This window comes from Paenibacillus sp. FSL R10-2788 (assembly GCF_038003885.1).
Lineage (GTDB): Bacteria > Bacillota > Bacilli > Paenibacillales > Paenibacillaceae > Paenibacillus_AQ > Paenibacillus_AQ odorifer.
This window is the reverse complement of record NZ_JBBOQA010000001.1, coordinates 1,387,298-1,409,424: the sequence shown is the minus strand read 5'-3', so window position 1 is coordinate 1,409,424 and position 22,127 is coordinate 1,387,298. Positions and strand designations below refer to the sequence as shown.

The 22,127-nt window shown below is 45.7% G+C and carries 19 protein-coding genes; 14 read left to right on the top strand and 5 right to left on the bottom strand.

All coding sequences use genetic code 11. The annotated features are described in order from the left end of the window. The first annotated feature begins 26 nt into the window (after window positions 1-26). Window positions 27-1,142: a UDP-N-acetylglucosamine--LPS N-acetylglucosamine transferase gene (locus tag NSQ50_RS06215; RefSeq protein ID WP_036679519.1), complete on the top strand. Its 1,116-nt coding sequence runs from the start codon at window positions 27-29 to the stop codon at window positions 1,140-1,142. 86 nt (window positions 1,143-1,228) lie between these two features. Here NSQ50_RS06215 and trmB read toward each other — a convergent pair whose 3' ends face one another. Together trmB and NSQ50_RS06205 are read right to left on the bottom strand one after the other, a co-directional pair. Beyond that, window positions 1,229-1,945, bottom strand: coding sequence for a tRNA (guanosine(46)-N7)-methyltransferase TrmB (trmB, locus tag NSQ50_RS06210; protein WP_036679523.1), 717 nt, complete (start codon window positions 1,943-1,945; stop codon window positions 1,229-1,231). Between the two features lie 196 nt (window positions 1,946-2,141). Then, the gene (locus NSQ50_RS06205; protein WP_036679526.1) at window positions 2,142-2,321 is read right to left on the bottom strand and encodes a hypothetical protein; all 180 of its coding nucleotides are present in this window, start codon (window positions 2,319-2,321) and stop codon (window positions 2,142-2,144) included. Between the two features lie 324 nt (window positions 2,322-2,645). On the opposite strand from NSQ50_RS06205, the gene NSQ50_RS06200 reads away from it, so the two are divergent. Genes NSQ50_RS06200 through NSQ50_RS06185 form a run of 4 tightly spaced genes read left to right on the top strand, consistent with a single transcriptional unit; the run spans window position 2,646 to window position 6,199 of the window. Beyond that, the gene (locus tag NSQ50_RS06200; RefSeq protein ID WP_076107276.1) at window positions 2,646-3,602 is read left to right on the top strand and encodes a TIGR01212 family radical SAM protein; all 957 of its coding nucleotides are present in this window, start codon (window positions 2,646-2,648) and stop codon (window positions 3,600-3,602) included. Then, complete coding sequence (locus tag NSQ50_RS06195; protein ID WP_036679532.1) at window positions 3,602-4,204, top strand: class I SAM-dependent methyltransferase; 603 nt, start codon at window positions 3,602-3,604, stop codon at window positions 4,202-4,204. Before NSQ50_RS06200 ends, NSQ50_RS06195 begins: the two co-directional genes overlap by 1 nt. 48 nt (window positions 4,205-4,252) lie before the next feature. Next, window positions 4,253-5,221 (top strand): type I phosphomannose isomerase catalytic subunit, encoded by a 969-nt coding sequence (locus tag NSQ50_RS06190; protein ID WP_038569207.1) that lies wholly within the window; start codon window positions 4,253-4,255, stop codon window positions 5,219-5,221. Window positions 5,222-5,248: 27 nt separating this feature from the next. Further along, window positions 5,249-6,199, top strand: a complete 951-nt coding sequence (locus NSQ50_RS06185) for an alpha/beta fold hydrolase (protein ID WP_036679539.1) — start codon at window positions 5,249-5,251, stop codon at window positions 6,197-6,199. A 1,497-nt stretch (window positions 6,200-7,696) separates the two neighbouring features. On the opposite strand, the gene NSQ50_RS06180 is transcribed toward NSQ50_RS06185, so the two are convergent. Together NSQ50_RS06180 and recQ are read right to left on the bottom strand one after the other, a co-directional pair. After that, window positions 7,697-9,604 carry a B12-binding domain-containing radical SAM protein gene (locus NSQ50_RS06180; protein WP_036681458.1) on the bottom strand — a complete coding sequence of 636 codons (1,908 nt, stop codon included), beginning with the start codon at window positions 9,602-9,604 and terminating at the stop codon, window positions 7,697-7,699. Between the two features lie 15 nt (window positions 9,605-9,619). Next, window positions 9,620-11,455 carry a DNA helicase RecQ gene (gene recQ / locus NSQ50_RS06175; RefSeq protein WP_038569203.1) on the bottom strand — a complete coding sequence of 612 codons (1,836 nt, stop codon included), beginning with the start codon at window positions 11,453-11,455 and terminating at the stop codon, window positions 9,620-9,622. A 169-nt stretch (window positions 11,456-11,624) separates the two neighbouring features. Between recQ and NSQ50_RS06170 the strand changes: the two genes are divergently transcribed. The 9 genes from NSQ50_RS06170 (at window position 11,625) to NSQ50_RS06130 (ending at window position 20,278) form a co-directional block, all read left to right on the top strand. Then, entirely contained in the window at window positions 11,625-13,283 is a 1,659-nt protein-coding gene (locus NSQ50_RS06170; protein WP_076179827.1) for a spore germination protein, read from the top strand. Then, entirely contained in the window at window positions 13,231-14,334 is a 1,104-nt protein-coding gene (locus NSQ50_RS06165; RefSeq protein ID WP_036681452.1) for a GerAB/ArcD/ProY family transporter, read from the top strand. The genes NSQ50_RS06170 and NSQ50_RS06165 overlap by 53 nt, the downstream gene beginning before the upstream one ends. Then, a complete protein-coding gene (locus NSQ50_RS06160) occupies window positions 14,327-15,550 on the top strand; it encodes a Ger(x)C family spore germination protein (protein WP_038569201.1) in 1,224 nt (407 codons plus the stop codon). Before NSQ50_RS06165 ends, NSQ50_RS06160 begins: the two co-directional genes overlap by 8 nt. Window positions 15,551-15,568: 18 nt before the next feature. Next, the gene (locus NSQ50_RS06155; RefSeq protein WP_038569199.1) at window positions 15,569-15,757 is read left to right on the top strand and encodes a CLC_0170 family protein; all 189 of its coding nucleotides are present in this window, start codon (window positions 15,569-15,571) and stop codon (window positions 15,755-15,757) included. A gap of 95 nt (window positions 15,758-15,852) precedes the next feature. Next, complete coding sequence (locus NSQ50_RS06150) at window positions 15,853-16,833, top strand: RluA family pseudouridine synthase (RefSeq protein ID WP_076099010.1); 981 nt, start codon at window positions 15,853-15,855, stop codon at window positions 16,831-16,833. A gap of 153 nt (window positions 16,834-16,986) precedes the next feature. After that, entirely contained in the window at window positions 16,987-17,508 is a 522-nt protein-coding gene (locus NSQ50_RS06145) for a hypothetical protein (RefSeq protein WP_036681441.1), read from the top strand. A 47-nt stretch (window positions 17,509-17,555) separates the two neighbouring features. Next, window positions 17,556-17,951, top strand: a complete 396-nt coding sequence (locus NSQ50_RS06140; protein ID WP_076099011.1) for a hypothetical protein — start codon at window positions 17,556-17,558, stop codon at window positions 17,949-17,951. 19 nt (window positions 17,952-17,970) lie between these two features. Then, window positions 17,971-18,540: a TetR/AcrR family transcriptional regulator gene (locus tag NSQ50_RS06135; RefSeq protein WP_036681438.1), complete on the top strand. Its 570-nt coding sequence runs from the start codon at window positions 17,971-17,973 to the stop codon at window positions 18,538-18,540. Window positions 18,541-18,697: 157 nt separating this feature from the next. After that, complete coding sequence (locus tag NSQ50_RS06130; protein WP_076128088.1) at window positions 18,698-20,278, top strand: oleate hydratase; 1,581 nt, start codon at window positions 18,698-18,700, stop codon at window positions 20,276-20,278. Window positions 20,279-20,433: 155 nt separating this feature from the next. On the opposite strand, the gene ltrA is transcribed toward NSQ50_RS06130, so the two are convergent. Continuing rightward, window positions 20,434-21,696, bottom strand: coding sequence for a group II intron reverse transcriptase/maturase (ltrA, locus tag NSQ50_RS06125; protein ID WP_036681916.1), 1,263 nt, complete (start codon window positions 21,694-21,696; stop codon window positions 20,434-20,436). Window positions 21,697-22,127 lie beyond the last annotated feature (431 nt).

Here is a 22,127-nt window from a genome sequence, read left to right as displayed (position 1 = left end):
AACCCTTGAGAATAGGTGAATCAACATTGCGTAAAAAAAGAATCTTAATACTCTCGGAAGGTTTTGGCGCCGGACATACACAAGCAGCTTATGCGTTGTCGAGCAGTCTGCGCCAATTATCGCCTAATTTACAAACGAAGGTGCTAGAACTTGGGAATTTTCTAAACCCCAAGATGGCACCTATTATTCTGTCTGCTTACCGAAAGACGGTAACGACACAGCCAAAATTAATGGGTTATGTCTACCGTCACCAGAAATCATTTAATCGTCTTACCACGCTTGCCTTGCATCGTATATTTTATACGCATGCCAAAAATATTGTGAGACAACTGAAACCTGACGTAATTGTCTGCACTCATTTTATTCCAGGTGCTGTAGTATCCCGCCTAAAGAGACTAGATCCTACCTTAAAAGTGCCGCTCGTCACCGTTATAACAGATTATGATGCGCATGCTACTTGGATTAGCCCAGAGGTAGACCTTTATCTGGTTTCAACACCTGAGGTTAAATCCAAATTGCGCAGCCGAAATATTCCTGCCACGAAAATTCAGGTAACAGGCATACCGATACACCCTAATTTTTGGAAGCATCCCGGAAAGCAGGAGATTCGAGAGCAATTCAATCTGCGGGAGATGCCAACCGTTCTAGTCATGGGCGGCGGCTGGGGAATCATGAACGACCAAGTCGTAAATGCTTGTCTGGCGGAATGGCGTGACAAGATTCAAATTGTTTTCTGTCTCGGCAAAAATGAGCAGCTGCTAAAGGAAATGAAAGAAGACCCGCATTATAATCATCCTAATATTTCCTTAATCGGCTTTACGCGTGAAATCCACAAGCTGATGGAGGTCTCCGATCTGCTGGTTACAAAACCGGGTGGAATGACTTGCAGTGAAGGGCTGGCAAAGGGTATTCCCATGCTCTTCCATCACCCTCTTCCCGGTCAGGAGGAGGAGAATTGCCGCTACTTTACTGCAGCCGGCTTCGGAGAACCCATCGAATCTTTAGAGGTTGTCGAAATGTGGATGGAGCGCCTCTTGAACAACTATGAGGATGTGCAAAACAAGCGCAAACTCCACCTTGAAGAAATCGCTCGCTATCACCCGTTACAATGTGCTCAGAGTATCATCGAATTATTGGAATAGTTAATAAAAAAAGCGGCAGCCTCCAAACCACATGGAGACTTGCCGCTTTTTTATTGAAGCATGCCTTATGGAGCAGTGCTTTGTAACTACAACCGATATTTATCCAATCGGGTAGCCTGATACTGTTTGAGTGCTTCTGCGCCTACAATTGCCTCGCAACGATGGATATTCACGCCACGTCCGACAAATTTCGTCTCATATTCTGTCATGATATGATCCTCGTTGATGATGCCATCTGCATGTAGGTCCAAAGAAATATTTTTCATCTGCAAGCCAAAGTCCGCAAAGGCATTTAATGAGAACTCAAAAAGACTGCGGGAATCTGTTTTCAGATGAATTTCACCTAGATCGCTAAGCAAACCGCGATATTTGTCAAGAAAACGCGGATGTGTCAAACGACGCCGGGCATGCTTGCTTTTAGGCCATGGATCGCTGAAATTAAGATAAATCCGTTCAAGCTCTCCCGGAGCAAATACTTCCTCAGCATAATCGATATTTGCAAGTGCCAATTTCAGGTTAGGCGGTGTTTCATGTCCTGCCGGCTCCCATACTGCTCTAGCCTTATCTCCAGCACGGCGGATCAGCTCATCATACATATCCACTCCGATAAAGTTAATATCAGGATATTTAAAGCTCATTTGGCTGATAAACTGTCCTTTGCCCATTCCGAACTCCACATGGATCGGATGATCGTTACCGAACAGCTTGGACCACTCACCTTTATAACTCCGAGGATCTAGAATGACTAAATCCGTCTGTTCTTCCAAACTTTCACGTATTCCTTTTCTTCCGCGTAAACGCATAGGTATTCCTCCGATTATCTCTTATACGATAACTGTCACTTGCAATATTGTGCCGAAATTGTCCCAAAAAGTAAAGGGATTGCGGTAAAAAAGAAAAAGGAATTCTCTGGTTCAGCTCTTAAATGAGCTGTTCAGAGGAATTCCTTCGTTGTTGTATATTGGAAATAAATTTCGTTCTTGTCTGGCAGATCAGGATTTACTTTGTGTTTGTGGCAAATGTCTTTTTTTCGAATGCGCTACGAATTTTACGCTGCGCATCTGTCTTGATCTTAGGGTTGCCGTTAAATTCCACGCCCGTTAGTGCAAGGGCTTCATCTGGCGTTAAATGGACTTCAATCGAATCTTTACCCTCAGCATATACCGTTTGAGAATTCATTGCTATCACCTCACGGTTATTATTATGGATCGGACGACACGAAATTATGAACTCCTGGATGAATTTCTTTATGCCACAGCAGCTTTTCACACTCTGAATATAACATACTATGTAAGCATTTTCAAGCCGAAAGCGCCTTATTTCCTGCCTATTTTTCATGCCGTTATGGGGAGTCAATGTTACGCCGAGCTCGGTTTTTTGATACAATGTATTGGATTATAAGAAACGGCTGTGCGTTCTCTGGGATAAGGACGCCATCTGTCTCAGAAAAATATAAGGATAAGGGAACTTATCCATAATTATATTTTCAGAAAGGGGCTTCTCGTGTCTAATCTTCAATACACTTCTCCTCCGCAACTTTGGGGAGATAAACGTTTTCATACTTGGAATTACGAAATGCGTGAACACATGAACACCAAGGTATTCAAAGTTATGCTTGATGCAGGCTTTACCTGTCCCAATCGTGACGGCTCCATTGCTAAGGGAGGCTGCACATTTTGCAGTGCCAGAGGTTCTGGTGATTTTGCCGGAAGCCGCCGAGATGACCTAGTCACACAATTCAATAACGTCCGTGACAGACAGCATTTGAAATGGCCAAATGCTAAATATATCGGTTACTTCCAAGCCTATACTAATACGTATGCTCCGGTCGAAGAGCTGAGAGAATATTTCGAAGTTATTTTGCAGCAGCCTGGTGTCGTTGGATTGTCTATTGCTACCCGCCCTGACTGTCTGCCCGATGATGTAGTCGAATATTTAGCAGAGCTCAACAAGCGTACGTATCTTTGGGTAGAGATGGGTCTTCAGACTATACATGACTCCACTTCTGAGCTTATTAATCGGGCGCATGATACGCAGTGTTATGTGGAGGCTGTGGAGAAGCTGCGCCGTCACAATATTCGAATCTGTACCCATATCATTCACGGTCTCCCACAGGAGACGCACGAAATGATGCTTGAAACGGTATCTGCTGTAGCTCGCATGGATGTGCAGGGAATTAAGATTCACCTTCTGCATCTCATGCGCAAAACACCAATGGTGAAGCAGTATGAAGCAGGATTGCTCCGATTCATGGAACAGGACGAGTATGTGAAGCTGATTGCTGATTCACTTGAAATTCTGCCCCCTGAGATGATTGTTCATCGCTTGACTGGAGATGCCCCACGGGATCTCTTAGTTGGACCGATGTGGAGTCTCAAGAAATGGGAAGTGCTAAATGCCATTGACGATGAGCTTGTTGCTCGTGATACTTGGCAGGGTAAGTATTGGAGGAAGGGCTAATGGGCTTTATGTCCGTTCTAAGCTTTGCTCATAAATTAATCTCTGAGCGGCTGACTTTAGGTGACCGTGCGATTGATGCAACTGTAGGTACTGGTGCTGACACGCTTTTTCTAGCCAAAACAACCGGAGCTCGTGGCGAAGTCTACGGCTTTGACATTCAAGCTGCGGCGCTGAAGCTGGCAGAAGAACGTCTCCGGCTTGCGCGGGAGGAAACTTCTTCACTCTCTGGCGTTACCTTACTGGAACGCAGCCATGCCGAAATGGCAGAAGCCGTCCCGGCTAACTGGCCAGGCACCGTTGGTGCTGTAATGTTCAATCTTGGCTATCTGCCTTCAGGCGATGCCGACAAGAATATCATTACTGAGCCGGATAGCTCTATTGCAGCCCTGGAAGCTTCACTCCAGCTGCTGCGTCCGGGGGGAATTATTACGGCTGTACTGTATCCTGGCCATGCAGGCGGAGATCTCGAAGCCGCCGCTGTTGAAGCTTGGGCAACGACTGTTTCCCCTAAGGTAGCGCAGAGCATTGTATACCGTCAGCTGCAGCGCACGGACGCACCTTATGTAATTGCCCTCGAGAAGAAAAAAGGTTCCCCATCTTAAGCTTTGTAAACAATCAAACAATCTTGTAATTGGGAAGGAAGATTACGAATGACACAACCATATCCTTTAAAATTTCAACCGGAGTTTAAAGAACGTGTCTGGGGTGGCCGCGCGCTGGAGAAATTCGGCCTGAATCTACCAGAAGGTCATATTGGTGAAGGCTGGATGATTGCCGATCATGCGAATGGAACATCTTCGGTGGTTAATGGAGAATTAGCTGGACAAGGTCTGGATCAAATTCGTGAGCAATTTGGTCATGAGTGGTTCGGAAGCAAGGGAATATCAGAAGCTGGCGGAAGATTTCCACTCTTGATCAAATTGTTGGATTGCAACGACAACCTTTCCGTTCAAGTCCACCCTACGGATGATTATGTAGGATTGCCTAAAGGTGAACTGGGCAAAACAGAGATGTGGTACGTATTAGACGCTAAGCCAGATGCAAAAATCATCTACGGCCTTAAAGAAGGCGTAGACCGTGAAACATTACGCGAAGCACTGGAAAACGGCACGGTTATGGATAGCCTTCAAGAGGTATCTGTCTCCGCGGGCGATTCCTTCTACATCCCTGCCGGAACGGTACATGCTCTATGCGCTGGTGTCGTTGTAGCGGAAATTCAACAGAATTCCGACACTACATACCGTATTTATGACTACGACCGTCCAGGTCTAGATGGAAAACCACGCGAGCTTCATATCGAGGATTCTCTGAATGTTACAGCTTATGAAGGCGCCGGCGCTACTTCGATGAAGACCGATCATGCAGTGCCTGGAGAGTGGCTGCAGCTTGCCGCTTCACCTTATTTTATTGTCGAAAAAGGGATCGTAAATGGTTCATGGGATCTCACCACTTCAGAAGACAGCTTCACTATTCTGGTTATCTGCGAAGGCAGCGGACATCTGACTTGGGAAGGCGGCTCCCAGCCTTATGCCGCAGGGGAATGTTATCTGATTCCTTCCAACCTAGGCCGTTATACTATCGAGGGTCATTCTACTGTGCTTCGCTCTTATTTACCATAAGTCGAGAACCTTTAGGAGGAATGGACCATGAAGGAAAACAGCTTTACTCTAACGGATCCCATAGGTGTAACCATCCATGTCTATGAATGGTTACCTGAGTCCGATGTTCCAGTTAGAGGAATCGTGCAAATTTCACACGGGATGTGTGAAACTGCTGCCCGCTACGCTCGTTTTGCGGAAGCTTTAACCGGGGTTGGTTATGCAGTATATGCCAATGACCACCGGGGACATGGTAGAACCGCTGGTCAAGTCAATCTGCTTGGTGATGTTGGGGAGGACGGATTTTATTGGATGCGGCGCAATCTTCTGCAGGTAGGTGCCGCAGCACTCTCCAAGCATGAAGGAAAGCCCATCATTTTATTCGCTCACAGTATGGGTTCCTTTCTGGGTCAAAAACTCATGTGCGAAGAAGGCAACGAAATCTATTCAGGGTTTATCCTCAGCGGGACAAATGGTCCACGCAGTATGCTGCGTATTGGAGAATCTCTGGCTAGCGCACAGCTTAAGCTAAAGGGGGAGCATCATCGCAGTGTATTGCTGAACAGTCTGGTATTCGGCAGCTATAACCGTGCTTTTTCCCCGGTCAGAACAACATTTGACTGGCTGAGCAGCGATACTGCGGAAGTAGATAAGTACATTTCCGATCCATTCTGCGGAGCTATTTGTACAACCCGCTTTTTCCGTGGTTTCTTCCACCTCCTAAGAGAGATTCATACTGAGGAATCACTTAGCACATTATGTACAGGTAAGCCCATTTATATATTTGGTGGGGATAAGGACCCTGTCGGGATGAACGGTCAAGGCATTCCCCGTCTTGCGGAGTTGTATAAGAAACGAGGAGTATCAGACGTTGAGTACCGACTCTATCCAGAAGGCAGACACGAAATGCTAAATGAAGTAAATCGAGATCAAGTCACAGCCGATGTACTCAACTGGTTAGAGAGCCACCTTCCTTCAGAGGTTTCTACGATAAGTTAAGAAAAAAACGCGGTTGTTAGTGAATTTATGAGACGAGAAATGAGACAACAAATGTTGCAACATAGAAGCGATGCTCCAATTATTTTGGGGGTCGCTTCTTTGCGGTTTGCGGTTTGCGGTTTGCGGTTTGCGTAGCTTTTCTCAGCAGACTTCTCAATCTAACAATCTCCAGTTCCTCCGCGCATCTGAACTTTAGTAAATAAACTTCTCCCACCGCTAATGGACTCAGTTGACGCTGTCTTCAGCTCATCGCTCTCCCCAACCACTTTCGGACTCAGATGACGCTAACTACATACCATCACCTTCCCCCGCTACTTCCGGACTCAGATGATGCTAACTACACATCATTACTCTCCCCTCCGCTTCCGGACTCAGTTGACACTAACTACATATCATCACCTTCCCCCGCTACTTTCGGACTCAGTTGACACTAACCACACATCATTACTCTCCCCGCTACTTTCGGACTCAGTTGACACTAACCACACATCATTACTCTCCCCGCTACTTCCGGACTCAGTTGACGCTATTTGCTAATTTATAGCCTTTCGCGCTAGGTTTCGGACTCCAGTGCACCTATTCATGCGAAACAGGTTCATATTGGGTGTTTTTCATGCCAATAGCGACTATGCGGTCCGTTAGCATCAAAAAAACAGGATAATTCCACGTATAAGGTCCCCTGGGTCCGCCTGCGATGGGTTACTCACCGCTTACGGACTCATTTGACACTAGCTACACATCTTTACTCTCCCCAGCTACTTTCGGACTCAGTGGACGCTATTTGCTAATTTCCAGGCATTTGAGCTAGGTTTCGGACTCCAGTGCAGCTATTCATGCGAAACAGGTCCATATTGGGTGTTTTTCATGCCAATAGCGACTATGCGGTCCGTTAGCATCCAAAAAACAGGATATTTCCACGTATAAGGTCCCCTGGGTCCGCCTACGACGGGTTACTCATCACTTCCGGACTCATTTGACACTAGCTACACATCTTTACTCTCCCCAGCTACTTTCGGACTCAGTGGACGCTATTTGCTAATTTATAGCCTTTCGAGCTAGGTTTCGGACTCCAGTGCAGCTATTCATGCGAAACAGGTCTATATTGGGTGTTTTTCATGCCAATAGCGACTATGCGGTCCGTTAGCATCCAAAAAACAGGATAATTCCACGTATAAGGTCCGCTGGGTCCGCCTGCGCCGAGTCATTACACTAATTACATTCTCCGCTACTTTCAGACTCAACTAACGCTAACTACACATCACTTTCTCCCGCTACTTTCAGACTCAACTAACGCTAACTACACATCACTTTCTCCCGCTACTTTCAGACTCAGCTAACGCTAACTACACATCACTTTCTCCCGCCACTTCCGGACCCAGATGACGCTAACTACACATCATCACTTCCCACGCCGCTTCCGGACTCAGATGCGCTAGCGCACAAGGCAAAAGAAATAGACCGTCCCATTAAGGAACGGTCTATCCTTCCACCCGCCTATCACAAAGGCAGTGTGTAGTACTGAGCGCGTTGGCTCTCGTTCTGCTGATACATTACGATTAGTAGCGTGCGCCCTTCCCTAATGGAAGCGGGCTCCGCTACTGCTACAGCCGAGCTTGCTGCTTGGGCAGTCTCTTCTAAACTACTATCTGCTGCTCCCTGTAATGGCGAGTCTGCCGAAGGCAAAGCCTCCAGATTAGCCATATCAGCTTCACCATCCTCAAGGCCCTCATCGGCACGCATGCCGCTGATGGAATCCAACACCGCTTCCAGCGAGAATGGCAACACTTCCAGCACAGTATACTTTTGCAGTTCTCTTTCGTTAAGTCCTGCTTCAGCCAATTGGGCAGAAATTTGACCCGGATTAGCCGCGATATCCTTCAAATAGCTCGACCAATCCGATTTATCCAGCACGAAATCCCACCAGATTTTGCGCGGCTTGTACTTGTGTCCAAGGAAATAATCGAGCTTCATCAAGCCAGTTATAACATCCATAGATGGCGTCCCGCGATCTATCAGGAAGGACTGCAAGCGGGTGAAGAGATCTTCCAGCTGATGGCCAATCTTTTGCCAGCCTCTCTCCTCCCAGTAGTCACCGAACTCCTGAAAGAAATCGAATGGCGAATCAAATACATGACGGATCAAGTACTTGGCCGTATGGTCCATCCGGTGGCTGTTCCAGTATTTCTCCAGCACATCCTCAAGCCGCTTCAAACGGATAATGTCTGAGAAAGGCATCATATGACTGCTAAGGATTTCATAAGGTGCGTGTTCCATATACGTGTAATCATATTTAGACGCTTGCGCCCGCAGCCCCGTTCCCCGCAGCATTTTGAGGAATCCTAGCTGTAGCTCTTCCGGCTCCATAACGAATACATCATTAAACGTTTTACGGAAGGTACTGTAATCCTCCATAGGTAGTCCGGCAATCAAATCCAGATGCTGATCGATATTGCCGCTTGCCTTAATCTTCATTACGGTACGGGACAGCTTTTTGAAATTCTGGCGGCGTTTAACAAGCTCATTTGTCTCATCGTTGGTAGATTGCACCCCAATTTCAAATCTAAAAATACCCGGAGGCGCATTCTTAGATAGGAAATCCAGAACTTCCGGCCGCATGATATCTGCGGTAATTTCGAACTGAAACACGCAGCCTTGATGATTATCGATCAGGAATTGAAACATTTCCATCGCATAGTTGCGGTTGATATTGAAGGTACGGTCCAGAAATTTAATGATTTTGGCGCCATTCTGTATTAAATAAAGCAGATCAGATTTCACTCGTTCAATATCATAATAACGTACGCCTACTTCAATACTGGATAAACAGAACTGGCAGTTAAATGGGCATCCGCGGCTCGTCTCAAAATAAACAATACGTTTACTCAAATCTGGAATATCCTCAGGAAAACGATGCGGCGTAGGCAGCGTATTCAGATCGCTTTTGGGACGTGGTGGATTGACAATGATCTCTTCTCCCTTGCGATAAGCGGCTCCATACACAAAGTGAAACTTCCGATCATCCCTTAGCTCCTGCAGCAGATGGTGGAACGTCTCTTCCCCATCTCCGTTAACTATAAAATCAATGCCAGCTTCTCTTTTCATCCAATGAAGCGGCTCATACGAAACTTCAGGTCCCCCGAGAACAATCGTAACTTCAGGCATCACTTGCTTAAGAATACCAATCAGCTTCAGCGTCTCTTCGATGTTCCAGATATAACAGGAGAAGCCAATCACATCTGGCCGTTTCTGAAACAAGTCGGACACGATATTCATCACGGGATCTTTGATGGTGTACTCTGCCAAATGAATATCCTTAAATTCATGCTCACTGTACGCTTTTAGCAAGCGGATTGCGAGTGAGGTATGAATATATTTGGCGTTTAACGTGGTCAGGACGATTTTCATGCTACACGACCTTTTCTACATTTCATTTTGAAAAAACTCTAAGAATGCCTTACCGTACTTCCGGTATTTCACTTCCCCAACACCCTTTACCCTCAGCATTTCCGCTTCGGTCTGCGGGCAAACCACACTCATCTCACGCAGCGTGGCATCATTAAAAATAATGTACGATGGCACATGCTCGCGTCCTGCCAATTCACGCCGGATAAGACGCAGCTGCTCAAAGACAGTCTCATTGACGGCTGATGGCGACAGGTCATGCCCCCGACTACGAACTCTCGTACCGGATGTTGTGCCTGCCCGCGAAGGCCGCGCCACACGCTGCATCACCTCACGCTGTCCGCGCAGGACCTCGGCAGCCAGAGGCTGGAGCCGTACTACAGGGTACTGGCCTTCCGACAAGGCAAGATACCCTTCTGAGATAAGCACATTGATACTCTCTGAGATTTCCTTCTCCGTCCGGCTCGACATCGCCCCATGTGTGGGCAGCTTATCGAAGCCGTACTGCATCACCTTTTGATTGCGAGAGCCTTTCAGCACAGATGCTACCAACGCTACACCATAACGCTCCCGCATGCGGTGAATGCAGGAGAAGATCTTTTGCGCATCGACGGTCATATCCACTAGCTCTCGTTCATCCGTACATGAGCTGCAGATACCACATGGCTTGTCCCCATGTTCTTCCCCGAAATAATCCAGCTGGGCACTGCGCAAGCAGCGAGTAGTATAGCAATAATCAATCATTTGCTGAAGCTTGCGATATTCGTTAGCTTTACGGTCAGTATCCTGTGGATTCTGCTCGATCAGGAACTTTTGCGTCATAATATCCTGCGCACTAAACAGCAAAATACATTCACTCGGCTCCCCGTCACGTCCAGCACGACCCGCTTCCTGAACATAAGCTTCCATATTTTTGGGCATATTGTAGTGAATTACGTATCGGACATTGGATTTATCAATCCCCATCCCAAAGGCATTCGTAGCCACCATGACCCGGATATCGTCATAGAGGAACCCTTCCTGGCTATCTGCCCGCTCCTGATCATTCATACCCGCATGATAGCGACCTGCCGCTATGCCAGAAGCTTGCAGCCTCTGATACAGATCATCTACTTCTTTGCGGGTTGCCGCATATACAATCCCCGGCTGATGAGAATGCGTAGCCGCATAATCCATAACGAACTCCCGCTTGTTCTCTCCCCGCAGCACGGACATTGCCAGATTATCTCTTCCTAGCCCCGTCATGAAAATACCCGGCTCACGCAAGCGCAGCAGCCGGACCATATCCTCCATAACCTCCGGCGTCGCCGTGGCAGTAAATGCAGCCAAGATCGGCCGGTCAGGCAGCTCATCTACAAATGGAGACACAGACAGATAACTTGTCCGAAAATCATGCCCCCACTGGGATACACAGTGCGCTTCATCAACAGCCACGCAGGAAATTGACAGCTCAGCCATTTCCAGACGGAACCAGTCCAGCTCAAGCCTTTCGGGCGCAACATAGAGCAGCTTCAAATCACCCCGCCGGGCAGCCCGAATCCGCTCATTCACTTCTTTTCCGCTTAACGTGCTATTAATAAAGGCTGCCGGAATACCCGCGGTAGTTAACGCATCCACCTGGTCTTTCATCAGCGAGATCAGTGGTGATATCACCAGTGTCAGCCCTGGCAGGAGCAGTGCAGGAACCTGATAACAGATTGATTTCCCGCCACCCGTAGGGAGGATTCCCAATGTGTCGCGTCCTTCCAGCAAGTTCTGAACAATCTTTTTCTGGCCATCCCGAAAGTCTGGATAACCGTAATATTTTTGCAGCTCAGCCTGCGCCTGTTCAATAGTAGGTGCTTGCATCTTCATATCTATCATGACTCCTTAGGCGTTTCTATCTTTAGTTTAGCGGTCAATGGTGTAATGAGCAACACTCTAGAAGTCCTTCTTTCGTTTCTCCTTTTGGAAAAATTACATAAAAGGAGCGCTTTTGAGCCAAGCTTTAAAAATCATCATTCTTTAGGAAAGGGGAATAGCCGTGCAAAACTGGAAGCAAAACTATAGTTCTTTTAAGCAAAAAAAAACGCACGAAGATCCCACCATTCCTGATCAGCGTTCGGAAAAGCCACTAGATCCCGACCTAAAAAATAATATTAAAGCCATTAGCCAAATTTTTGGAGAAGATGCAGATCTCGTTGTGCGTAATTTTCGGGTATACGGTTTATATGATGCGGTAATTATCTTTTTTTCATCTTTGGTGGACCAAAATCAAATTCATGAGCATGTGCTTAAACCGTTAATGAGCCCTCCCGCTGATCTCTCGACAATTCCTGAAGAGCGCAAGGATCTGCCTGATTTCATCTGGAATACGACCATACAAATAGCGGCTGGGAACCGAACGAAGGACTTAAATTCTCTGCCACTCGCTCTATTAGAAGGGAGCGTTGTACTCCTTATAGATGGTATGGATCAAGCACTTCACTTCAATTTGCGTAAAATCGAACATCGCAGCATTGAACAGCCACAGACCGAGCAGGTAATTCGTGGCTCACGCGAAGGTTTTATAGAAAACTTGGAGGCAAACCTTTCCTTACTCCGTTATCGGCTGCAAACGCCAGATTTCCGGGTTATTACTGCTCCGCTTGGTGTGCGGACACGCTCACAGGTTGCTGTGTGCTATATAGAAGGGATAGTAGATCCTGAATTGGTTGAAAAAGTGATGAAGAGATTATCCATGATAAACACAGATAGCATCCTTGATGCAGGGTACATCGAGCAATTCATTGAGGATAACCCATTATCTCCTTTTCCTCAGGTTCAACCAACAGAACGTCCGGATAAATCAGCGGCAGCCTTATTGGAAGGAAGAGTCATCATTCTGGTAGATGGCTCCCCATTCTCGCTCATCGTCCCTGCATTGTTCAATCAATTTTTTCAGACCATAGACGACTATTCGGAACGTTTTATTGTAGGCAGCCTAATCCGGGGGATTCGACTAATTGCCCTGTTGTTCTCTCTTTTTTTCCCTGCTCTATATGTATCCGTCATCTCCTTCAACCCGGAGCTTATGCCTACCGAATTTGCCGTAGCGATTTCAGGGGGTAGAGCAGGCGTTCCTTTTCCAGCGGTCTTGGAAGTTCTGATTATGGAGGTCTTCATGGAGGTGCTCCGCGAAGCAACTATTCGTCTACCACAAATGATTGGGGGCGCCCTTTCTATTGTAGGTGTTCTTGTTATTGGTCAGGCTGCTGTTTCAGCAGGCCTAGCAAGTCCGACAACCGTTGTTATTGTCGCTATAACCACTATCGGTTCTTTTGCCACCCCTGCCTATAATGCCGCTATCTCATCCAGAATGCTAAGATTTCCACTGATTATTCTAGCCGGTTGTTTTGGTCTTTACGGAGTCATGTTAGGTACCATCGTTATCGTGAATCACTTATTATTCTTGGAATCCTTTGGCGTTCCTTACATGACACCATATGTGCCCACGAAATGGAGAGATCTGAAGGACAGTCTGATTCGTGTCCCCTTATGGTGGATGAGAAGACGTCCGAGCTTCTTGAACACTCAAGACCCTACTCGTCTCGCTCATGAGTTACCAACGACGTATTCAGATCAGATTTTTAAGGAGAAGGGTGAACTCGATGAACAACAACCGCCCCATAACAACGATCCAAGTCGTCGCAGTAGTCGTTAGTACGATTATTGGAATAGGTATCTTGAGTATTCCCCGTTATATGGCTGAAGCCGGAGACAGTGGGGCGCCGCTGGTTTCGGCTTCAGGCATCCCTGTTGCATTTCTAGGCTGCTGGTTTACAGCCGCTGTATGTCGGAAATTCCCCAATGAAACTCTGTTTGTATTCAGCCGCCGGTTAGTCGGGAGAAGCATCGCGGATATTTTCAATGTACTTATCTCTTTGTTTTTTGCTTTCTCTGCCGGGATTACCATGCGTCAATTCGGAGAGGTATGTGTTGCGGTCGTGTTTAAAAAAACACCTATCGAAGCGGTCATTCTATTAATGCTTATTTTGGCTGCTTTATCTATCCGCAGAAACATTGTTAAATTCACCTATGTACATATTTTTTATTTGCCTTTCATCTTGTTAACCGTTCTCAGCATTATATTAGTAGCCATGAAAAATGTAGATGCTTTAAACTTACTTCCACTCACTGGAAATTACATCACCTTTTCAAGCTTTTCCAAAGGGACTGTCACTTCAGCTGCCCTTTATCAGGGCACATTTGTCATCACACTGCTGGTTCCTTTAATGAAAAAACCTCAGCAAGTGCTTAAAGCAGGAGCTGCTGCCCTTTTTATTATTGGCTTCATCTATGTAATGATTGTTGCGGCCACTTTAGGAATGTTCGGAGCGCAAGAAACCAAATTACTCGCTTATCCAACCTTAGAAACCGCCCGCTCCATTTCTATTGGTGCAGGACTACTAGAACGATTCGATGCGCTGTTTATTACTGTTTGGGTAATATCTATATTTACTACCATTTTTACGAACTACTACTTAGCAGCATATTCACTTCAGCAAGTATTTCGGTACAAAGATCACCGCCTTGTATCAAGCTTCTCACTTCCACTTATCTTCGTCTTTTCACTTTTGCCAAGAAATATTTACCAGGTTTATACCTTTTCTTCCGTCACAGCGATTATCGGGTTAATTTTTTTGACTCTCTACCCTCTTCTTTTATGGTTAATAGCTCTGATTCGGCAAAAAGGAGGGCTATCGAATGAATAAAGTAATTAACAAGCGTATTAGTCTTCTCCTCCTTCTCTCTCTGGTATTTGTATTCCTTACGGGCTGCTGGGACCAGCTCGAAATTGAAGATCGTGCATTAGTGCTGGGATTGTCTATAGATTCAGTGCCGGCAAATAGTAAAACCGAAGATGATCAAACGACACATCTAAAAAGCGCAAATATTAATTTGCCCAAAATCCGTGTGACCGCCCAAATTGCAGTTCCAGGGAGAGTTCCGTTAGGTCCTAGCAGCGGGGGAGAAGGTAGCGGGGGGAATCAAAATCCGGTTTGGGTTGTACAAGTTTACGGTTACTCACTAGATGATGCCTTAAACAATTTGCAACAACAGATCTCTGACCCACGTTACCTCATCCATCTTCGGGTGATTATCATCAGCGAGGATTTTGCACGCAAAAACCTGTCGGATTTAAATGATTATTTACGCCGCAACCCTGAAGTCCGTCGCCGTACCTGGTTATTAGTGTCCGAAGGCGAGGCTTCTAAATTTATGAATATTAATCCACCACTTCAGCGAGTTCCAACCCTCTATATCCTATCCACCATGGAAAAAGCCGTGAGATCCGGAAAGTTCCCAGCTAACTATATAGGCGTATTCTGGTCAGCTGAATCTAAATGGGGAGAGAGCGGTTATCTGCCTTATGTGTCTTTACATCAAAAAGACAATATGTTGATAAAAGGTCTTGCTTACTTTAGCGGAGGCGTTATGGTTGGTTCGACTACTCCCATTGAGATTGGCGCATATATGTCCATGAAAGGTCTTGATCCTGGGGGATATTCCGTCATGTTCAATTCAGAGGACTTTGGCCCACTGACTCTTAAAGTTAACGACCGATTTACAAGGTCTAAAGTTAAAATCAAAGACGGCAAACCCCATATCACTATAAATATTTATTTAGAAGCAGCGCTAGATGAGCACCTAGGTAATAATATTCGTATTGATTCCAGCCAGGATTTAAAAAAACTTGAGGCCAACTTTCAAAAAGGAGTCCTCACCATCTTCGACCATCTGATTAAACAGACGCAACAGGCTCACTCGGATATCTTTGGCATGGGTGAATATGTTCGTGCATATGCTCCTTCCTACTGGAAAGCTAATGTTCGTGACAAACATGACTGGGAGCAACAGTATTCTGATCTCTCTATAGAACTTAATGTGAAGACGAATATTGAAAGAGTCGGTCTTAAAGAAGACTAGATATGGGGATGTGTTCAAATGATCTATCATCAACTAACTTATTTAACTCTCGTGCTCCTGCTCTCCGGACTATTCCTGCTTACTGTGGATACCAAGATCTATGCTGTAAGCGCCATGCCCCGGGAAAAGAAATATGCCCGCAGGTTAGGCTGGGTATATCTCGGTTTATTCCTGCTTCTTGGATTAGCACAGCTGTTCTATCTTTGAGCAGCAGCAAACCAGTACGCCTGCCTCTCCATAGTATTTCTTAACAGCCCATGGTATATTGAGGAGTACAATATTAAAGGACGGAGAATGCATCCATGAACTCAAGAAGAAATCCTAAAGAAACAGCCAAAAGAGGTACTCGTTCTCACAGCAAGCCTACTGGCAAGCTTAATCATAAAACTAAAGCACCCGCAGCACCCAAAACATTTACTGTAAACGAACCTTCTGAACTATTGCCCTTCTTACTCACCCACGTCACGGGTCGCGGACGAAATGCGATTAAATCCATCCTATCGCGTGGACAAGTGTCGGTGAATAATAAGGTAGTTACACAGCATAATTTCCAACTGCATCCGGGTCAAAACGTTACTATTGATCAAGAGAAGCCTGTACAAACAGCAGAGATGATCGGACTTAAAATCGTTCATGAGGATGAAGACCTGATTATTGTTCAAAAGGATGCTGGACTGCTATCTATCGCCACTGCGGAAGAAAATGAATTGACGGCTTACCGCCAGCTCATGGAGCATGTCCGTGTTAGCAATCCACAAAATCGGATTTTTGTCGTACATCGTTTGGACAGAGATACATCAGGTGTAATGATGTTTGCCAAAAGCGAACGGATTCAGCAAGCGCTACAAACTACTTGGAAAGATACCGTGAAGGAACGTTCTTACGTAGCGCTCGTGGAAGGCGCGGTTAAAAGACCTGAAGGCAAGATAAGCTCGTGGCTCAAAGAAACCTCAACCCTTAAAATGTATTCCAGTCCTCATGAAGGCGATGGACTACATGCAATTACACATTATAAACTCATTCAGGCTAACCGCCATTTTTCCTTGCTAGAGGTTAAGCTCGAAACCGGACGAAAAAATCAGATTCGGGTGCACATGGCAGATATCGGCCACCCTATCGCAGGTGACAAGAAATATGGTGCAGAGACCAAAACGGTAGGAAGACTTGGCCTACATGCTCGAGTGCTCTCTTTTATTCATCCAACCACTGGAGAACTGATGACCTTTGAGAGCCCGATTCCGAAGACGTTCCTGAAATATACTGCGCCTGCGCCTACAAACTAAGAAGTGAACGTATACCCACAACCGAGGAGTATTCCCTCTTATGGGAAGCCGTAACTTCTACACAAGATGCCCGGTCCATTTGGTCCTGGGCGTCTTTTTTTAACTTCCTATCACATCATGTTACAATATAAATAAACAAAGAAGGTGCTCTTATTGTTCCACCCTACAGTTTTCGATAATATTAAGATCGCCTTTGAGAACCAGATTTATGACTACGATAATTTAGACGGAATATTGGTGGTTACGGATCGCTCCGACCTTCTGAATATGGCGCTGATGTCCAGAGAGTTCAGTCTCTCCTTCCAATTAACTGCAGGCAGGAAAGTAACCGCCGAAATCCTGCTCACTTCGTCCACGAAAGATCTCAGCGATGAAATCTTGGAGGTTCCTAATACGGATCCCGGCTGTAATCTTTCACTTCGTTTTTATATGGAAGTCGAAGATATTCCTAGCGAATGTCAGGCGATAGACAGTATTCTAAAAGCGATCTGGGGACCTGATTTCCAGCCTGTGCAATCTTTAAGCTTCATATATGGCCAGGAAAGTGAAACTTACAATAACTGCATCGAGCTGCAATTCAAAAGACAACTCACAGAAGAGCAAATGGAGGACATTCCAAACCTGCTAAGCCACCTGCTGCAAAGTGCGGAAGAACTAGAATCCTTCACGGTATAATCCCTACTTTTTAACGTTCGTACTATGGGAAAAGAGGTGTGCATGAAATGAAATTCCTGCCTGCTGCCAAAAGTAAAAGTTGGTTTCTCTGGATGACCGTTTATGCCATTCTTCTATGGCTTCTCTTCCCTCTACACCGATTCGTGATGCTGGCCCAGGAAATGGATGCCACACTCTTACTGCGCTTTGCTCTTTTTTCCGTTGTAGTGGCTGGGATCGTCAACACATTAGGCTGGCTCGGAGCGCGTCTGCTCTGGGTATTTAGCACGGCGGGAATAATCATAGGTGCGGCATTTATGCTGGGCTACACCTACCAAGAGATGTCCGGTTGGGAGGATCTCGCAGGCTTCCTCGCGTTTTCCTTATTTTCATGCGCCGGATTTGCACTGGGTTTATTAGCCGAAGGTATTCGTCTGCTGTATAAGCGAGCATCGAAGTCTTGAATGGAAGAGGTGAACGCTGTTGTCCAATTCTTTTCTAACCAAAAATGCATTGTCGCATTCTTTAAAAGAGCTAATGGAGCATACACCGCTCAATAAAATTACTGTTAAACAACTAGTGGACCATTGCGGACTAAACAGACAAACGTTCTATTATCATTTCCAGGATATATTTGATTTGCTAGGTTGGATTTATAAGACTGAGGCTGTCGAAAGCCTCGCCCAGTATCGCAGCTACAGCACTTGGACGGACGGGTTTTATAGAATCTTCTGCTACATTGAGCGGAATAAATCCTTTTGCTGTAACACGCTAAATTCATTAGGCAGAAATCATCTGGATGCATATCTGTACGAGGTGACAAACGATCTCATCATGGGGGTTATAAACGAGCTGTCCTCCGGGATGGAGGTTTGCGAAGAAGACAAGCACTTTATAGCCAATTTTTATACGCTAGCCTTCACAGGCCTAATCATTCAGTGGATGAGAGAAGGCATGAAGGAACAGCCGCACCATATGATTGAGAAGCTAAGTGATCTAATTGAAGGAAATTTTCTGAAAGCTTTACACAAATATGAGAACCATCCGTTGTAACCTTTGGTTGCAGCGGTTTTTTTTGTCTAAAAACTAGACAGATCACCCATAATGACAAAAATCCAGACACTCTAAAGAGTTTGATTATACCTTCAAAATAGGAGTTGGTTTACATTAAGAGTGTGATTATTTAAACAACTACTTGGAGGCGACCATTGTGAAAAAAGAGTACGGTAATAGACAGGTTTATTTTGTCGGTGGCGGAATTGCATCCTTAGCGGGCGCTGCTTACCTGGTCAGAGACTGTGATTTTCCGGGACAAAACATTCACATTATTGAAGAGATGAAGATTCTTGGTGGTAGCAATGACGGCGCAGGTGACGCTGAACATGGTTACGTTGTCCGCGGCGGCCGTATGCTCAACGATGAAGCTTATGAGAATCTCTGGGAGCTATTAACAACGATTCCTTCTGTCGACCGTCCGGGGTTGTCTGTGCGGGATGAAATTATTGCTTTTGATACCGCAAATCCAACACACTCAAACGCCAGACTTGTAAACAAAGACGGCAAAGTAGAAGATGTATTGTCCATGGGTTTTGATATGGCTGATCGTCTCGCTATGGGCAAGCTGATTATTACACCAGAAGATAAAATGGGTAAAGCGCGTATCAACGACTGGTTCGCCCCTCACTTTTTCACAACAAACTTCTGGTATATGTGGGCTACTACTTTTGCATTCCAACCTTGGCACAGCGCTGTAGAGTTTAAAAGATATATGCTTCGTTTCTTCCATGAATTCCCAAGAATTCAAACGCTGGAAGGTGTAACTCGCACTCCTTATAACCAATATGATTCCATCATTCTGCCTTTGCACAAATATCTTGAACCATTCGGTGTCGATTTCACACTGAAATGTACAGTTACTGATCTGCAGTTCAAAAAAGGTGACGGAATTACCGTAACCCAAATGAATGTAGTGCGCGAAGGTGTCAAAGATGTGATTGATGTAAAAGAAGATGATCTCGTAATTATCACAAACGGTTCTATGACCGAAGGCTCCAGCCTTGGTTCTATGACTTCTGCTCCACGCCTTAACGGCAAGGGAAGCTCGTGGAAATTATGGGAAAACATCGCTTCCAAGAAACCAAGTCTTGGCAATCCTTCTTCGTTCGATGATCATGTAGACGGTTCGAAATGGGAGTCCTTTACTGTAACTTTCCATGACTCCAAATTCTTCGATCTAATGGAAAATTTCACACGTAACCGTGCCGGCACAGGCGCTTTGGTCACATTTAAGGATTCGAGCTGGTTTATGTCCGTTGTACTAGCTTACCAACCGCATTTCCGCAATCAGCCTGAGCATGTTAAAGTGTTCTGGGGTTACGGACTGTATCCAGACAAAGTTGGGGATTTCGTGAAAAAGAGAATGTGTGATTGTACCGGCGAAGAAATTATGCAAGAATTGATCGGTCATCTTCACTTTGAAGAACATAAGGACGAGATCATGGCTACCGCCAACTGTATTCCTTGCATGATGCCTTATATCACTTCTCAGTTTATGCCTAGACTCAATAGTGACCGACCAAAAGTTGTCCCTGAGGGTTCCACGAACCTGGCCTTTATTGGACAATTCTGTGAAATTCCAGATGACGTTGTATTCACTGAAGAATACTCCGTGAGAGCAGCGAGAATTGCGGTATATACTCTACTTGGTATCGAACGGCCTATCGAGCCAATCAACCAATATCAATACGATGTACGTACACTATTCTCAAGCTTTGTTACATCTTTCAGATAAAACCACAATCAGCGGCGAGCGCTTCCGGATATCGGGAGCGCTTGTTTTTGAGTGTGGGAAGCAACAAAAGAACAGGTTTATCAAAATCGAGTAGGAGGGGGCGGCTAGCCCCCGACCTCTCACACCACCGTACGTACCGTTCGATATACGGCGGTTCATGAAATATTCCGTAAGGAGTTGTATCTGTCCAATACACTCTTTAATCCATTGGCTTCCCAATATTGGTTATTCAATGCATGTTGTAGAATTGGACTCCCTGCAATTCGCCAATACCCTTTTCGGGTATTTCCCCACTCATAGGCTTTATCCTTAGGTACCCCTAAGGATATAAGTCTTTTGACTTTGGTTCTAGGGGTCTTCCACTGCTTCCAGAGGCACATTCGTAGCCTTCTTCGTATCCATTTATCCATATCTCGAAAGGTACTTGGGGTATCCGCCAGCGAGAAATAACCGCACCATCCCATGAGGTAGTGGTTTAGTTCCTTGATTCGCTCTTCCATCTTCATCGATCTCTTTCGAGAGGATATCTCCTGTATTCGAACCTTGACTCTCTGTAAGGACTGCTTCGCAATTCTCACCTTTGGTTCTTTGTCCACACTAAAACTAAATCCTAGAAACTTTCGTTTCCAGGGACGGTCTACCGCGCTCTTTACTTGGTTCACCTTCAGCTTTAGCCTCGTCTCGATGAATCGGGTGACCGTTGTCTTGACTCTCTCTCCTGCTCTTAGCGTTTTCACGTAAATATTGCAATCATCCGCATAACGAACGAAGCGGTGCCCACGTTTCTCGAGTTCTTTGTCGAGCTCATCTAGGACAATGTTAGATAATAACGGACTCAGTGGACCGCCTTGCGGGGCACCTTCCGTTGTCGGGGTTACTAACCCGTTCTCCATCACACCTGACTGAAGATATTTGCGGATAAGCAGGAGAACTTTCTTGTCCTCCACTTTCTCCGAAATCTTCATCATCAGTCGGTCATGGTTGACGCGATCAAAGAATTTCTCCAAGTCTAGGTCGACTACGAATCGATAGCCTTCTTTCATAAAGGTTCGAGCTTTCCTCACCGCATCATGCCCTCGTCTTTTCGGACGGAATCCATAGCTATGGTCGGAAAACTCTGGATCAAACAATGGAGTTAACACCTGCGCGATTGCTTGTTGAATCATTCGATCTGTCACGGTAGGTATTCCTAGTAACCTAACACCTCCGCCACCGGGTTTCGGGATTTCGACTCGGCGCACGGGGCTCGGTTCATAGGTTCCTTCTTCTATGGCATGCCGCAAGGTCTGCCAGTTTTGTACGATGTGTTCTCGTAAGGATTTTACGGACATCCCATCTACGCCATGACTTCCTTTATTCGCTTCAACACGCTTTAAGGCTTGCAGAAGATTTTCCCGTGATAGCAGTTGCTCCAACATTTTTTTTTAACCTCTCTTTACGTGATTTATACCTTCCATTTGTGCCAAAGATGAACTCCGCCCTGCTGAAGACCCCCACGGGATTCACCGTTTCCTTCTTCAGTCAGGTCCTTTCGGATTTTTTTTTTCTGCATTCATCGCTCATCTTGAACGCCTGGATGTATAAATCCTATTCCATGTTCAGCCCTTCCGCAGCTGTTGCAACAGCTTGCGTACTATGGCGTCTGCTGACTTCTGTGCACTCAGCCTACTCTCACAAGTAGGGTTACGAAGTATACTCGCCTATCACACAGATCTCCCCAGGTAAGAACGCTATCTTCCTCTCCATCTATCTGCTTCATTTACTCTCGTACGCCTTTGGCAGTATGGACTTTGGTTTGTTGTGCAACCTCATCCAGCCTACGTTAGCCTTGTATGAAGTTCGTATTCCT